The 16,599-nt window shown below is 62.6% G+C and carries 5 protein-coding genes; 1 reads left to right on the forward strand and 4 read right to left on the reverse strand.

Features of this window, described 5'->3' with window-relative positions; translation table 11 throughout:
- The first annotated feature begins 174 nt into the window (after nucleotides 1–174).
- Complete coding sequence (locus JJB74_RS27065) at nucleotides 175–717, forward strand: RNA 2'-phosphotransferase (protein WP_200597387.1); 543 nt, start codon at nucleotides 175–177, stop codon at nucleotides 715–717.
- Nucleotides 718–847: 130 nt separating this feature from the next.
- On the opposite strand, the gene JJB74_RS27070 is transcribed toward JJB74_RS27065, so the two are convergent.
- The 4 genes from JJB74_RS27070 to JJB74_RS27085 all read right to left on the reverse strand — a co-directional run bounded on the left by JJB74_RS27070 (nucleotide 848) and on the right by JJB74_RS27085 (nucleotide 16,092).
- A complete protein-coding gene (locus JJB74_RS27070) occupies nucleotides 848–1,390 on the reverse strand; it encodes a hypothetical protein (RefSeq protein ID WP_200597389.1) in 543 nt (180 codons plus the stop codon).
- Between the two features lie 338 nt (nucleotides 1,391–1,728).
- On the reverse strand, nucleotides 1,729–2,088 hold the full coding sequence (locus tag JJB74_RS27075) for a hypothetical protein (protein ID WP_200597391.1): 360 nt from the start codon (nucleotides 2,086–2,088) through the stop codon (nucleotides 1,729–1,731).
- 140 nt (nucleotides 2,089–2,228) lie between these two features.
- The gene (locus JJB74_RS27080) at nucleotides 2,229–2,498 is read right to left on the reverse strand and encodes a DUF7660 family protein (RefSeq protein WP_200597393.1); all 270 of its coding nucleotides are present in this window, start codon (nucleotides 2,496–2,498) and stop codon (nucleotides 2,229–2,231) included.
- Nucleotide 2,499: 1 nt separating this feature from the next.
- On the reverse strand, nucleotides 2,500–16,092 hold the full coding sequence (locus tag JJB74_RS27085; protein WP_200597395.1) for a LysM peptidoglycan-binding domain-containing protein: 13,593 nt from the start codon (nucleotides 16,090–16,092) through the stop codon (nucleotides 2,500–2,502).
- Nucleotides 16,093–16,599: the final 507 nt, after the last annotated feature.

Consider the following 16,599-nt stretch of genomic DNA (forward strand, 5'->3'; position numbering starts at 1 on the left):
ATGCTTGTTGGGAACGTCGCAGATGTTCCGATGGTTCTACGAGGCAGGATGGTATTGCGCATTCATCATGTTGCCGTCGCCGCTGTCATTGCTGCTGCGGCTTGCGAAGGCGCGCTAATACTTCGGCACGTTGCATTCGGGTTTGGATAGCATCTTCCTTTTTCCGTCCAAGCCATGAACAGCCAGCACACACGAGCCAGCAAATTTTTAAGCTATGTCTTGCGCCACCGACCGGACGCCATCGGCATCGCGCTCGATCGCGAAGGATGGACCGATATCGCATCGCTGATTGCTGCCGCCAGCAAGGCAGGCAAGCAACTCGACCGCAGACTGATCGAAACCGTAGTCGCGAACAACGACAAGAAGCGCTTCGCCATTTCCGAAGATGGGCTGCGCATACGCGCGGTGCAGGGGCATTCGACCGATCGCGTGGATATCCGCTACGTGAAGAAAGTGCCGCCCGAGTTTCTTTATCACGGTACCGCGACACGCTTTCTGGATGCGATCCGTAAGGAGGGCCTGCGACCTGGATCGCGCCAGTATGTGCATCTGTCGCAGGATGTGCAGACTGCTGTCGCGGTTGGGCAGCGGCATGGCAAGCCGGTGGTGCTGAAGATTGATGCCCTGCGCATGCATCGGGAGGGCTTTGTGTTTTATCTGGCTGAAAATGGGGTTTGGTTGGTCCTGCAGGTGCCTTGGGGGTTTATTACAGGATGATCACAGCATTAGCGTGTGCTCAGGATCGCGGTTCCCAGTCGTAAGTTTTGATTTGGCCAGGCTCGATGTATTGAAGTTCGTGGCATAGCGAGCCAGCGGCGTTGAACTGCCAAAGTTCGGGTCCAAACTGTCACCCATCTTTGGGTGGCCAGTTCTCGCGCCACGCATCTGTGCGCAAGAGATCATCCCAGTAAGTCAGCGGGCGATATTGCGGCGGCCCCCATCTTTCAGGTTGGCAAGGTGCCCTGAGGAAGGCGATGTCATTGCGCTCTTGCAGTAGTTCCGTATCAGCAAGGTGCTCGAACGGTTCATGGAACAACTCATCCCAAAGCAGGCAATAGAAGCGGCGCCACAGCGCGTAGACCTGTTGTAGATCTCGACTTGCCCCAGAGTTGCTGTCGATGCCAGGCAGCGATGGACCGTGGGGTAGGAAACCCCAGCGAGAGAGAGCAACCCTGACCGATTTACGCATACGGCTTTGGCCTGAATCAGTCCGTGCCCAGTATTCCTGGTAAGGTGGGACCAACCACTCTCGTATGGCGTAGCGAGCGTCCTTCTCAGTGGACAAGTCCAGCAATTCGAGTTGATCGAGATAGCCTTCATGTTCGGCATGGAGGCCGAAGTTTTCCATGAGATCTGCCAAGTCGGATACGGTGAAGTCATGGGTAGGCATAGACGAGCTCCTTATCCGCTAGAACTTAGGCGTAGCAAGCGTCACATCGCTACGCAGGACGTTCGGAAAAGCCGTATAGGACAACCCGGCCTTCATATCAAAGTCGCCTTCCATGATGTTGGACTGCCGATATTCCGGCGGTGCGCTGGGTATTGTTGTTCTCTTGAACCCGCGCTGATTGCGTCGAGCCGCATGAGCTATTTACCTGCATAACGCAACTTAGAAAGTAATTGATTACATTGCGTGTCCTACGGGCTGCGGATACTGCGCTATGACTAAACCTCAACACCCTTCATACCTATTTCGGACGAAGCGAGGCGTTTCTCATTGCTATCCGCTTAGTAATCGAAACGTTGTTCATTAATCTTTCCGAAGTTTGCGATACGGGCAAATCGGAACCCTGCTGGTAGGACGGAGTTTTTAAGAAGGTGATCGATAGTCAGCTCAAGAGGTTCACCAGTTGGAACCTCGCGAGTTATCTGAACCCAATATGGAAGATCTTGATTTGTCTCTTCATCAGAGAACGTCACCGTAAAAATCAAACCGTCCCTCGACGCTCTAAAGTAGCGTCCATCGATGTAGTGATCACTTTCTCGTTCTTCGCTGTTAGTGATTCCTATTGCATTGAAAAGGGTTAATGCGAAAGGCTCGATTCCATTGTCAGTATAGGAAGTGCCTAACAGATTTACGTATTCCATTCAATTTATTCCCCAATAGATTTTATAAGGATGGAAGGTTGGCTTCGCAGTTCCCCCGGGAGAAATGCGCCTGGCGTAACGTCACGGCGCAGAATGTCCGTCCAATTTTTTTCCCAATCTCTAAGATTAGGTCGTGTTTTTTACCCGCCATAGACAGTAGCGGCTAGAAGCATCTCGGCTGCTAAACGCCATGTAATATGCTCGACGTCTACCACCTCCTCCATGTTTTTATAGTAGCCAGCCATATCCCTTGTGAAACTGGATAGTCCACTTAAAAATTGATCTAGTGTTTTATTTTCCCAGTCGGCGCTTTTTTGTTGATAATCTTGGTTGAGGTACTCAATAAATTTCACGAAGCCCTCTCTCGATGATACTGTTTTGGCATAGTCGAATAAATCGTCGCTGGTCATTTTATTTTCCTTTGCGAATAACTATCGATGTTCCATCATTTGCTGTGGTGAATTTGAATAACTCTCGTTTCGGAAATGCGTCTAGCTTTTTATAAGGAATTTCAATGCCTGCCTGCTCAAAGCTGTATAGTCGCCGATTATCTAGAGTAAATATCTTGCCATTGCGCTCCACTATTCGAATAGGATCAATAGAAGCGAGGTCAATTTCCCCACGTCTCAAACTCTGAATAAAATCGTCTACCGTCCCATATGGGGGCTTAAAGTTTGCTGCAGCACTGTCTTGACTGTATCGGATAGTTCGTGGATCGATCATCCCAGTTCTTGGAAGCTCTGCGAAATCTTCAGGTGTCAAATAGCTCGGCCTTACATTAGCAGCAGTGCGTGCATCGGGAACAACATTGGCTAGCAAACCTGTCCGCTGCATATACGCATACAGCATCGCATCCGCAGTCGGCCCAAGCGCACGCAGTCCCGCTACTCCAAGCTCCGCGCCTTTAGCATAGGCTCCCGGACTGAGAATGTCCCCCGCAATCCCGCCCATCGCCTGCAAGCCGTTGCCATACTCGAAAACACGGCCTGTTCTCGATTCCAAAGCCGCGATGCTGCGGTCCGTCGCACCGCTGGAAAGAATGCCACTCGCTTCTCCGGCCAGAGCGCCCAGATACGCCCAACCCTTCCCGGCAGTGACGATCATCTCCGGCACACCGTTGACTATTCCCTTCAGTCCACCGACCGCAATCTGTCCAGTAGCAACCAGGGCATTGCGCATCTGTTCGCCATAACCCATCGTCGGCGTGTTATCCACCGGCACGTATTCGGTGCCGGTGACATTGCCAAGCGCATCGTATGTTGGCCTTTCAACCATCTGCACCGCCGAAGTAACACTCTGTACCGACTGGTTCGGCGCACCCATGCTCTGGCTGGAAAACCGGCTTTGTTCGCGATACTGCTCGCTTGCCAATGCCGCCTTCGCACGTTGCATGTCGATTGCGCCTTCCGTGCTGACCGCCTTGCGTCCCATCGCATCCAGGCTTGCCAACTGATCGTCGCTCAGATTTGCCATGTCGGCGGTGTAGGTTTGTCCCGCATAGGTCATCCAGCGATTGGCCGCGCTGTTGAACTCGATTTGCCCGGTGGCCGCGAGATACGCCATCGCGGCGTAGGCATTGCCCGGGCTGAGCTGGGCGGCGATTGCCAGCGGTCCTTCGCCACGTCGTGCCGTGTAGCTGGCCGGTGTGGGATCGGATGGCGATGTCGTCTTCGCCTGCTGCTCGGACAAATCGGCACTTGTCGTGTTGCCTGCGATGGGTCGAGGGCCATTGGCATTTGCACCCACCACGTAGGTCGCCGCCTCCGGCGTCAATGGTCCGTAGCCCAATGCCATCGCCTGACGCTGCGCATCGGTCAACGCGGCTCTACTACCGCCGCTCGTTGGCGCAGCGCTCTGAGCAGGAGACGCTTGATCGCCGGCCATCTGGCGTGAATCACTCCGCTCCATGCGTGCGAAGCTTTCTCCCAGCGCATTCCCAAACGCATCCATCGCCACCTGCTGCACCGTCACCCGCCCACCCCGGGCCAGCGACGCCGCCGCGCCGGCTGCGAAGCCGCGGATCGTGCCCTTCACCAACTGTTCTCCGAAGCTCGCATTCGCATAGTCGGGCGCATGCATGCCCAGCGCTGCGCCGACGCCATAGCTCACGCCGGCGCCGATTCCCGCCGCTGCGACATTGGTCCAGCTGAAGTGATCCTGCAGACCGGTTGCTACGCCGATGCCTTGCGTGACCGCATTGGCCACCATCGCGCGCGCCACTGTCGGCACCAGTGTTTGCCCGGGAATCAGCCCGCTGGCGCCGATGCCCGAGGTGATGCCGGCGCTTAAGCCGCTCAAGGCCACGCCGCTCCAGTTGATGTCCTTCTGAATGCCCAGGGCCACGGCCAAGCCTTGGCTGACGATGGAGCCAACCACGCCGCCAACGACAGCCGAGGCAAAGCCCACCGCACCGCTGACAACGACGCCGCCCGCGCCAGCCAGTCCTCCACCTGACAATGCCGCCGTGCCAATCGACGCCAGGCTAGTGCCGCCTGCCGTAGTGCCAACAACGTTCAATGCGGAAGCCACCGCGCCCGCGGTGTAGATCGTCACCACCACCGCCACCACGATGACGAGGATCTGCAATATCCCGCAGCCATCATCCGGCGGCGGCAAGGTTGGCGCGGTGTCGCCGATTACGGTGCTCGGGTCGTAGGGGCGGAAGCTGTCGGCCTTGTTGTAGGTCGTGCCGGTAAGCGAAGGGATGTCGAGTTTGCGTCCGACCGCGAGCGTGCTGCCGGCATCCAGCCCATTGGCCATCGCGATGCGATACCAGTACGCCGCATCGCCATACTGCTGCTTGGCGATCGACTGCAGCGTGTCGCCTGCGGCCACCACATAGCCGCCCGGCGCGCTGCCCGGGTGCGTGGCGTTGACGACCTGGTAGGTGAAGTTCAGATCCTGGATTGTGGCGAACTGCGGATGGTTGTCGTCGTCCTTGGCGTCATATGGGTTCACGCCGCTGCCGTAGCGTCCCAGCACTTCACCGTTGACGATGAGCTGGCGCAGTGTGCGGCCGTTCTGGCGCACCAGCAGCGCGCGGCCCTGTGCGTCGTTGAGGTAGCTGCGGTTGTTTGCACCCTCGGCGTCGTCGGTGATGCCGATCAGGTCGCCATTGACATCGTATTGCCGATGGCTCGCGCCCGGGTCGTTGACGGTGCTCCTGCCATAGGTGTCTGTAATGACATCGCCTTCGAACTGGCGATAGTTGTTGCGGTAGGTATTGGTATAGCCATCCTCGCTGTAGCCATGTACCTGGTAGCGCAGCACGTTGCCGACAGCGTCATAGCCGTTGCCGTGGTGCTCGTCGTAGTCAAGGTCGTAGTCGCGACCGCCATCCAGATGCAGCACCTGTTGGTACACCAGCCGGCCGTTGCCATCCCAGGTGTAGCGGTTGGCGCGCTCGGCGATGCGGTCGACCTCGGGCGTGGCGGCGTTGAGCTGCTTGACGGTGTCTTCATCGATGTCGCCGCCTGACTGATATACGAGGCGGCCGGCGGCATCGTACTGACGGGATTCAACGCGCTTGCCGTCGCGCCAGGCGGTGATCAGGCGGTTCTGCGCATCATAGGCGTAGGTAGCGGTGGTCTCGCCGTCGCCTAGCTCGAACAGGCTGCGCAGCATGCCGAAGTCAAAGCTGTTGCCATGACTATCGGCGGGGGCACTCGGCGCATCGAGCAGCGTCTTGCCGTACCAGGTGTCGCTGACGCGGTTGCCGTTGAGGTCGTAGACGATGCGATGGCCCTGCCTGTCGAGCGTGCCCTGCGCGTCGATGGCGTTGACAATGGTTTGCCGGTTCATCGCGTCATAGGCATACCAGCCGACGCTGCGCTGGTTCGCACCGGCGGCTTCGATGTCGGTGGCGATGCGACGACGGTTGCCATTGGCGTCATAGCCGATGGCAATGCGTACCAGCCCGGCTGCGGTATCGGTGACCTCCGTCAGCCGGCCATTGCTGTCGTAGCGCAGCTGGTTGTTCTGCAGGACTTCGCCGTTCTGTGTGGTGCGTTCACTGAGGTGATTGCCCAGCGCATCGACGCGGTATTCGGTGAGCTTGCCGGTGGCCACGTCTTCGATACGGATCTGTAGACCGGCGGCGTCATAGCCATAGAGCCGATACTGTCCGCGACTGTTGCGCTGCTCGATGAGCTGGCGTGCAGCGTCGTAGCGATACGCATAGGTCGCACCACCGATGTCGGTATGCCCGAGCAACTGGCCGAAGTCGTCGTATGTCCAGGTGGCAGTGCGGTTGAGCGCATCAGTGATGGCGGTCTGGCGGTTGTGCGCGTCATAAGCGTAGCGGGTGCGCTGGCCCGTCGGCTGGATGACTTCGACCACGTTGCCGCGCAGGTCGTAGCGATACGCAGTGGTGTCGCCGGCGCCATTGCTGGCAGCGGTGACGCGGCCGGCTTCGTCATAGCTTATGGCTTGTACTGGCGCGCCATTGACGCGGGTGTCGAGGCGGCGGTTCAGCCGGTCGTAGACATGGCTGGTGACGTAGCCAAGGGCATCGCGCTGGCTGATCTCGTTGCCGAAGGCATCGTAGTCATGCGCCACGATGCCGCCGTCGGCATGCAGCTCGATGCGCATCTGGCCGGCGGCATCGAACAGCCAGCGGTTGCGGTTGCCATTGGCATCGGTCGTGCCGACTTGTCGGCCCAGCGCGTCGTACTGGTAGCGCGTGCTTGGGGCGACGGTCTCGCCGTTAGCCAGGCGTACTGCCGGCGCGGTGCGTTCGATGATGGCGTTGTCGGCGTTGTAGCGCGCGGTGGTGATCCAGGCCAGCGAACGGGCATCGTTGATGGCCAGTACATTGCCCCAGCGGTCGACGGTCTGGCGAATCTCTGGGCGCATCCATTGATTGCTGCTGATGTCGATGCGCGGCGGCGTGGCGGCGATGGTGTAGGCCGGCGCATAGTCGCTGTTGCGGTCGGTATAGCGCACCGTGCCGCTGCCGGGGCCGGATGCATCGTTGTTGTCGCCGCCGATCGCCAAGTCGCCCAGCGTCTCGGCAATGGTGACGCCATTGCGTTGCCATACCAGATCGGTTTGATAACTGCCGAATGCCAGGCTCTCGAGGTTGGCTTTCTGGTAGCCGAGGAGCTGACTCTGCGCATCCACTCCCAGCACTTCTTCGTTCGTCGGCAGTTCAGTCCATTCACCGACGTTGCCATCATCGGCGTTGACGGTGCGTACATACAGCGCCGCCTTCACTCCGGCCGGTGGCAGCGGCATGCGCAACAGCTTGGCCGGCACCGCGCCCGGGATGCTGCCGTCGGCATTGACGGCCATTACCTTGCGTTCGGTCGCCACATAGCCACCGAGCGTGACCGTGCCGGCGATGGTGCGCGATGGCGCGGCTTCGCCCGAGCGGGTCAGCAGCAGCTGGTAGTCGTAGCGCCCCTCGCCGATGCTTCTGCGATCAATACTGAGCCTGCCTTCGCCGCGCGCTACCAGCGGCAGCGGGATCCAGGCGCCGGGGGCGTTGCCGGCTGTGGCAACGGCGCGGTACTGGAATTGTGCGGTGTAGTTCTTGCCGGGATCGGGAAACACCAGCCAGGCGGCGGCATCGTCATTGCTCATGCGCCCGCCTATGCTGCCGACCTGCGCGCTGACATTCGGAATGCGCGGCACCCCGTTGGCGTCGATGGATTTCGCCGCTTGGCCGGCGCTGATGTGCAGCTGGCCGGTGAGGCGAGCCATTGTGCCGTTGGCGTCTTGCTGCATCAGCTCGTAGGCATAGTCGCCGGGGGTGAGCTGCTGCAGGTCGACGTGGGATTGCCGATCGGGTCCATCACCGCTATTGCTGATGAGGGCATCGATCCACTCGCTGCTGTCGATAGTGCGATAGCGCAGCCGCTCCGGGCCAGCAGCCGTAGCCCACATCAGGCCGCCTGCGCCATCGTCCTGCAGCGGGCTGGCATCGCGGGCGGTGTCGAGGCGGTTGATGAGGTGGCCGAGGGCGTCGTAGCGGTTGTCGATGCGGCGGGTGTTAGCTGCGGTGATGGCGTCGAGCGGCTTGCCGATAACGAGCGACGCTCTGCCGTCGCTGCTGATCTCGGCGGTGACGTTGACCTGGAGGTCGTACAGCGCGATGCGCTCGACGCCGTCGCGGTCGTTGGTGCGCCAGACGCGGCCGGCGCCGTCGCGGTCGAAGTAGGTTTCCCACCGGCCGTCGGTGCCCTGGCCCGTGACTTCGCCGAAGGCGTTGTAGCGCGTGCCGCTGTCGATGACGCCGCCGTCGTCCAGTGGTGTGAGCGCATTGGTTTGCCGGCCGAGCGCGTCGAAGCGGTAGGCCTGCCACAGCGTGCGGGTAGTGATGCCGTCCGATGACGTGACGCGCTGCCAGCGCTTGACGAGGTTGCCGCGCGCGTCGAAGGACTGGTAATGCCCAAAGCCCATCGCATCCTGAGTCTGCACCTGGTGGCCGTGGCTGTCGTAGCTATTCAGCGTTACGCGGTCGTCGCCGGATGGCGCGGCAGCGACGTAGCTGCGCTCGTTGGCCGCGCCTGCGCCGTTCGCGTAGTCCTGCTGCGCCAGCACGTTGCCATAGGCATCGCGACGGAACTCGGTCAGCGGGATCAGTGCAGCGCCGCGGCTGTCACGCGCCGGGGCGGCAACGGCGCGGATGTAGCCGAGGGCGTCGTAGTAGGTAAAGGTTGAGGCGCCGAGCGCATCGGTGACGCGGGTTTGGTTGCCGACGGCGTCAAAGCCATAGGTGATGCTGACATCGCGGCGCTGCGTGATGCCGGTGCCGGCGTCGGTGACTTCGATGTTGACGCGCGTTTCGCTAGTCTTGCGATTGGCGCGGTCGTAGGCGTAGACGGTGGTGCGATCGTCCGCACTGGTGCGCGGAGTAGGTGGCGCGACCACCGCATCTACCTGCGCTTCGGCGTACTCGGTGCGCGCGACCAGATTGCCCCACGCATCCCAGGCTTGCGTTGTCAGATACCCGGCCGCATCCCGCATGGCGATCTGGCGGCCGTTGCCGTCGTACCAGGCATGGCTGACGAGCCAGGCGTTGCTCAGCGGGTTCTTCAGTTGCGCAGTCTCAATTGCTTCGCCGAAGGCGTTGTAGCGCTGGGTGGTGACGGCGCCGGCATGGAAGCTTTGCTGGCCCTTGGGTGCACTGCTGTCGAAAGCATCGATCGCCGATTGCTCGGTACGCACCAGGCGGCCGGCGCGGTCGTAGTCCTGTTGCAAGCCGCGGTCATCCGCGGTTTGTCGAAGGGCGGCACGAACGTTGTCGCTATTGACGGTGGTCGGCACGTCGATGGCAATGGCGTAGCGCATCAGGCCGGTCACGTCGCCGAAGGCGTTGCGCGCATAGCCGGTGACCTGGCCAAGCGCGTCGACCTCGTATTCCAGCCGGCCGAGACGGTCATAGGTTTTGTAGCTGACCGCGCCGCCGACGTCGCGGCCGGACACTGCGTTGCCAAGCGCGTCGTAGCGCGTTTCGCTGTACAGCGCTTGATTCCGCTCGGTGCGTGCGGCCAGGCCGGTGCGGCCGTTGACGTCAAGGTTGTCGCTTGCGACGTCGTAGACGCCAACTTCGGGGAAGTCGGTGCGGATCTGGCGGCCGAGGGCGTCGTAGCTGTAGCGGGTAGTGCGTTGCTCAGGCCGGCCCTGCGCCTCCGTGCGCGCGACCAGGTTGCCGAGCGCGTCGTAGCGCAGCGCAGTGACGATGGCGGCGTAGCCGGATTGCGCGACATCGACAGCCAGGCTGCCGTCCGGATTCGTGCGCAGGCCAGCGAGCATGACCTGCGGCGATGTTTCGCGGATCGTCCGGCCGGCCGCGTCGACGTCGTAGGTCCAGAGCGCGCCCAGCGCATTGCGGTAAGCCGTCTTGTTGCCGAGCGCATCGTAGTTCCAGGACTCGGTGTTGCCCAGCGCATCGGTATGCGAGACGGTGCGGCCGGCGGCGTCGACGGTGTAGGTGTCGACATGGTCGGCATCCGGAGCGCGGCGCAGCGCGGCGGCGAGTGCGTCGGCGGTGACGGACAGGGCGCTGACCTCGATTGGCCGGGCCAGTGAGTCGCGGCGCAGCAGGCGGCCGAGCGCATCGTAGCCGTTCAGCGTGACGTAGCCCTGCGCATCGATGTTGGCGACCACGCGGTTGGCCGCATCGAAGACGGTGCGGGTGCTGCGGTCTTGCGCGGGATCGGCTTGCGTCAGCCTGGCGATGGTGGTGGCACGGCTGGTGTTGCTGGCGTCGCGGTTGTCATCGATTGCGGTCAGCTCGGCCATGCCCAGTGCTTGGGCGTACCGGGTTGTCGCGATGCGTTGACCGATGCCGTCGTAGCGCATCGCAGTGACCGCGCCTTCCGCGTCGATCGCCCAGGTCTGACGGTTGGCCGCGTCGTACGCATAGAGGCTGGTGCGGTCGGATAAGACATTCGCTTGCACCAGCGCCTGCAAGGCACCCGCCGACAGCGGCGCAGATTGCGGCGTTGGCGCCGCGAGCGGCTGCGCATAGCGGGTGGTGCGCAGCACATTGCCGTCCGCGTCGCGCTGCCAGTACGTTGCGCCGCCGAGCGCATCGGTCTGCCAGGTCAGCCGGTTTGCGGCGTCATAGGCTTGATCCGTGATGCGGTCTGCAGCGCTGTCAGTTACATCGTTCGGATTCTGGCCCGGCTGCAGCGCGGTGGCATGGGCGATGCTGCGCAGCAGGTTGCCGTTGGCATCGTACTGATAGCGGGTGACGGCGCCGATACCGTCGACATGCAGTGTGACGCGGTTCGCGGCATCGAAGCGGTAGCTGTCGCTGCGGTCTGCAACGGACGATGTAAGGCCGGTCATCGCCTCGGCCAGCGCCCGAGGCGTAGCGGCGAGATTGGTGTCGACCGGCGCTGCGTAAGCCGTGCGTGCAAGCAGGTTGCCATTCGCATCGAAGCGCTGCACGGTCAATGCGCCGACGCCGTCGACAGTGGCGATTGCCCGGTTGGCCGCGTCATACCAGGTGCGTAGGCGGGCATCGCGCGCATCGTCAGCTTGCACCGTGGGCGCGGTGCCGGGTTGCCAGCTTGCCAGATCGATCGGCTTCGCATACGCGCGGCGCTCAGTCACGTTGCCATTGCCATCAAAACGGTAGGCGATCACGGCGCCGATGCCATCGACGGTGAACGACAGGCGGCCGTCGCGATCGTAGACGCGCATCGTAGTGGCGTCGCTGGTGCCCGGGCGCAGGCGGGAGGCGATGTCGCTGGCAGATGCGGCGAGCGGCAGGCCGGCGAGCGAGATCGGTGTCGCATGGGCGGTGGTCTTGATGACGCGGCCATTGGCGTCATGGCTGGTGACGGTGACGCCGCCAGTCGGGTCGACGCTGGCGATCAGGCGGTTTTCGGCGTCGTAGGCATAGCGGCTGGTGTGGTTGTTGGCATCGGTCCTGGCGATGACGTTGCCGTTGGCGTCATAGGCATAGCGGCTGGTGAGCGCCAAGCCATCCGGGTCGACCGTTTCGCTGGTGCGGCGGCCGAGGTTGTCGTAGCTATAGCGGGTCGTCGTGCCGTTCGGATCGATCACGCTCAATTGCTGGCCACGGCTGCTCCAGCTGAAGCGGGTGGCGAGCGCCAGACCGGTGGGATCGATGACTTGTTCGAGCAGCTGGCCGAGGCTGTCATAGCGGTATGCCGTGTCGACGCCATTCGCATCGGTGCTGCGGATCATGCGGCCGAGGGCGTCGTAGGCTGCGCTGGTCTTCAACGCCAGGCCGCCCGGGTCGACGATGCGCGACAACACGCGGTTGGCGGCGTCGTAGCTAAGCACAGTGGGCACGCCATTGCCATCGACGGTCTCAATCAGGCGGTTCCCGGCGTCATAGCGCTTGGTTGTCTTGGCCAGCGGTGCGGTGGAGTGGATGAGGTTACCGTTGCGGTCATACGCATAGGTCGTCGTATTGCCATTGCCGTCGGTAACGCTTTGCGTCTGGCCATGGCGGTTCAGCACAGTAGTGACGCTGATGCCTTCGGGCGTAGTGAGCGTGCTGGAACGCGCGACGTTGTCGTAAGCGATGGTGGTGGTGTTGCCGAGCGCATCGGTGCGGCTGATGATGCGCGACAGCGCGTCGTAGCCAGTGGCGAACAGCGCGCCGGTGCCATCAACGGTTTGCACGGTGCGGCCCAGACGGTCGTAGCGTTGCTCGCGGATGTTGCCGTTCGGGTCGATCGTGCGGACGGCGCGGCCGAAGGCGTCATACTGGTATTGCGAGCCAGCACGCAGGCCAGCGGCATCGCGCGCATCGGACAACAGAAGGCCGCGTCGGTCATAGCGCATCGCTTCGACGATGTCGCCATTCTCGGCAGCGACCAGCGTCTTGCCGACCATGCCGCCGAAGGCGTCATAGCGCTGCGTGATGCGTTGACCGAGGGCATCGGTGACTTCGACCAGGCGGCCGGTACGGTTGTAGCGGTAGCGGGTGCTGCTGTCGCCGCTGACGTTGGCCAGCGAGGCCATGAGCGGCGGTATGTCAGCGTTGCGATTGCCGTTGATTAGCCCACCCCGCAGCGTGGCGAGCTGCATGCTTGTCAGGCGCATCGCATAGCGCGTTACAAGCAGCTCGCGGCCGAGCGCGTCGTACTGATGCGCCTGCACTTCACCCGCAGCATTGACCGAATACAGCAGCTGGCCATCGGCGTCGTAATAGAACACGTTGCGGTTGCCGTTTGCGTCCGTGCGTGACAGGAGCCGGCCGGCCGCGTCGTACTGGTAGCGCATCGCGTGCTGCTGCCAGATCGCTTCCACTTGCGCAGCGTTCGGGTTCGTCAGCTTCGCCAGCGCCGCATTGCCTTCACCGGACAACTCCGCCAGCAGCCGGCCCTGCAGGTCGTAGCGGCGGGTCTGGATACGCTCTTCCACTGATCCGGCCGCCATCGTGGTCTTTACCAGACGGCTCATCGGGTCATAGTCGTAGCGGGTGACGGTGCCGCTGATGTCGGTACTGGCGACGAGACGGTCGAGCAGGTCGTAGCTTTGCGTCTGCACGCCGTCGGCGCTGCTTGGCGCCGGTCTCCAGCTGGAGGCGATGCCGCCGGCGATCAGCGCGGCGCGCTGGGCGTCTGTCAATGCACGGGCGTGGCGGATGGTGCTGATGCGATTGCCATCGCCGTCGTAGCGATAGCTGGTCAGGTAGTTCTCGCCATCGATCTCGGCCGTCACTTGGCCGCGCGCGTTGTAGATCCAGTTGGTGAGGATGTCGACGTTGCTGCTGGCAGGGCGCAGTTGCGCCAGCGTGCCGGTGGCGCGCGAGGCGGCGTTCGTCGCGGTGGCATAACGGATGCCTGCGACCTGCTGGCCGGCGGCGTCATAGCGCCATTCCTGCAGATAGCCTTCGCCGTCGAGCATGCCGCGCAGCAGGCCGTCGTTGTCGTAGAAGCGGCGGGTGATGTGATCGTCCGTGGAAGAGGCCGGCAGCACGCTCGCCAGCGTCGGCTCGGCGGGCAGTTTCGAGACATCGACCGGTGTCGCATAGGCGGTCGTGCGAGTGATACGGCCCGCGCCATCGTATTCGGTGCGCACCACGCCGCCTTCGCCATCGACCTCGGCAACGAGGCGGTTCGCGGCATCAAAGAGGCGCCAGGTCCGCACATCGTCTGCCCGCGCTGACGGGCGCAGGCTTGCCAGCGCCGTGGACGGCAGGATGGCCGATAGCGTGCCCGAGACCGGCGTGGCATAGCGGATCGTCTGCACCGCCTGGTTGTTGCGGTCGTAGACGTACTCGACGAGGCTGCGGTTGCCATCGATCTCGGCGACAAGGCGGCTGGCATCGTCGTACAGCATCCAGTGTTCGACGCCGGTCGGGTCGGTGCGGTGACGCAGGCGGCCGTCGGCGTCGTAGTCGTAGGTGGTCGTCGATAGCGCCTGGCCGGCGGCGTCGGTTTGCATCAGGCTCACCAGCCGGCCGGCGCGGTCAAAGCTGCTGACGCTGCGCAAGCCGTTGGCGGACTGCACGGTGGTGCGGTCGCCGGCGTCGTCGTAGCTGGTGAGCGTGAGCGTGCCGTAGGCGTCCTTGGCGGTGAGCACGCGGTTCAGACCATCGTAGGCGTAGCTCGTGGTGCCGCCATTGGGTGTGATGACTTGCAGTAGCCGGCCGAAGGGGTCGTAGACGTACTGGGTGATGTCGGCTGGGGTGGCGGGCTTGCCGTTGCCCACGCCATTGCCTACGCCATTACCTACGCCATTACCTACGCCATTACCCCCTCCGTTACCGACGCCGCCATTGCCATTGCCGACCCCGTTGCCATTGCCAACGCCATTACCCTTGCCGTTCGCATTGCCGTTGCCATTCCCGTTCCCGACGCTATTGCCGTTGCCGATCGTGCTGCTGATCAGGTTCGGATTGCTGCCGGCGCTGGTGGCGACGTTGGCACTGCCATCGCTCGGCAACACCGGATAGCGCAACTGCTGCTGCAGCTGGCCGCGGAAGTCATAGCGGTTGTCGACGCGCACCACCTGGCCCGGGTCCTGCGCAGCCGCCCATGCGGCCAGCAGCGCTTCGGTCGGCGCCGCGCCGGTATAGCCGCCGCCGGACACGGCCGCGCCCATGCCCAGCGGTGTGGGCGGCAACTGCTGCGGATACGCGATCGGCCAGCCGGCGGTATCGCGATACGCCGCCGCGTAATGCAGCTCGACGATGCGCTGGCCCGTGCTGTTGTAGCGGTACTCGGTAACCCGGCCTTCGGGGCTGACCACGAAGCGCAGCTGGTTGCGCTGGCCGGCGTCGTGGATGGTGTGCGTGGTCTGCGGCGTGCTTGCCCGGCCAGCGCCCGCGCCATCCGGATCGGGCACCAGATACACCGTCTCGGTCTGCAACTGGTTCTGGCCGTCGTAGCTGCGCGCGACCACGTTGCCGGCCGCATCCCGCTGCAGCACCTGGTTGCCATTGGCGTCGTACTCCATCGCGGTGACACCACCCTTGGCATCGGTAATCTGCACCACGTCGCCGCGGACGTTGTAGACGAAGCTCTGCTCTTGCGAGCCGCCATTGATCGCCGGGCCGGTGATGCGCGTCAACTGGCCCAGCGCATCGTAGTCGTAGCGGGTGATGAGACCGAGCGCGTCGGTGACGGTGGTGCGGCGGTTTGCCGTGTCATAGGCAAAGCGCAGCGTCTCGCCCAGCGCATTGGTGACGCTGGCCACGCGGATGTCGTTGCCGGCGCCGATGTAGGTGATGGCCAGGCTGCTGCCATCGCTCTCGCGCACTGCGGTGATGCGGTCGCTGGGGCCGTCGTATTCGTAGCGGGTGACATACATGCGGCCGTCGCTCGTTCTTCCATCCTCCGGCGACAGGTCGACTGTCACCGATGCCAATCTCCGGAAGCTGTCATAACCATAGCGCACGCGCACGGTCTGCGCATTGCCGTTGGCATCGATGGTGACGGTGCGCACCTGCGCCAGTAGCCGGTTGCTGTAGTCGTAGTAGACGCCTTCGCCGGAACGGTTGATGGCCGACTGCACCTGACCATCCTTGTTGTACAGGAAGCGGATCGCATTACCATCGCTGTCCTGACGCAGCACGAGCTGCCATTCGTTCTGATAGCGGGCGTAGTACTCGGTCAGCCCGGTATCGCCATCGGTCCAGACCAGCTGGTTGTTGATGTACCGGATGGTGTCGTAAGCGCCGGCGCCGTCGGTGCTGATGTAGGCGGCGCGGTTGGCGTCGAAGCTGTAGAGGTCTTCACCGCCGTCGGCATCCTTTCTGACCACGCTGCTGTTGGCCTTGCCGATGCCGCCGGTGGACGTGAGCCTGGGTGGCTGCAGACCGGGCAGGCGGAAATCACCGGCGAGATGTTCCTGGCTGTTGTAGGTGCGCAGGCTGTCGATCCACAGGCCCGGGCCGGCGAGGGCGTCATCACGGTTCTGGAGGACGAGGTTGCCATTGCTGACATTGACATAGGCGCGGTCGGTGCCGCGGCCGACGCTGGCATTGCCGGCATTGCTGCGCGCGCCGAGCGTGGCAAGGGAAGTGAGGTTCAGGCCAAGGCTGTTGCCGGCGACGAGTGCGACCATGTTCGCTCCTGTGTGCGAAGAAGACACGACTGGGGGAAAACAACAAGCCGGCATCGCCGGGGGGAAGCGGGGGCCTGGGGTCGCCAGGCGGGGACGCATGACAAATGGTGCAAACGCTGAACGCACACCCGATCGTCATATGGTCAGCGGCAGAGAGTTACGCACGCTGAAGTCCTTAAGAGTTACATCCGGGATTTGCGTAAAGGAATTAAGCGGTTAGGGAGAATTAGTGGGCGGTAGGGGAACGGCATTCGCTGTCGACCCGCGGCCGCAATCCATGGCCTTGAAGTTTTCATAGGGGGAAAGGCAAACTCAACGCCGTATTGGTACGTTCTGCAAACGCACGCTATTTTTTCCAAGCCTGTCTGTTTCCAGGCAGTCGGCCGCTTCCTGCGCTGAAGTAGCATGTCGGCGCTGAAGCGCTGTCCTTCTTCGTCTGCGCAGCTTTTCCTGTCCATGCGTCCGAGATGCCGCATGTTCCTGACGAGCGATCCCTGCAGCGTTGAT

It is taken from the genome of Noviherbaspirillum pedocola, from assembly GCF_016632335.1.
In the GTDB taxonomy this organism is placed as follows: Bacteria; Pseudomonadota; Gammaproteobacteria; order Burkholderiales; family Burkholderiaceae_D; genus Noviherbaspirillum_A; species Noviherbaspirillum_A pedocola.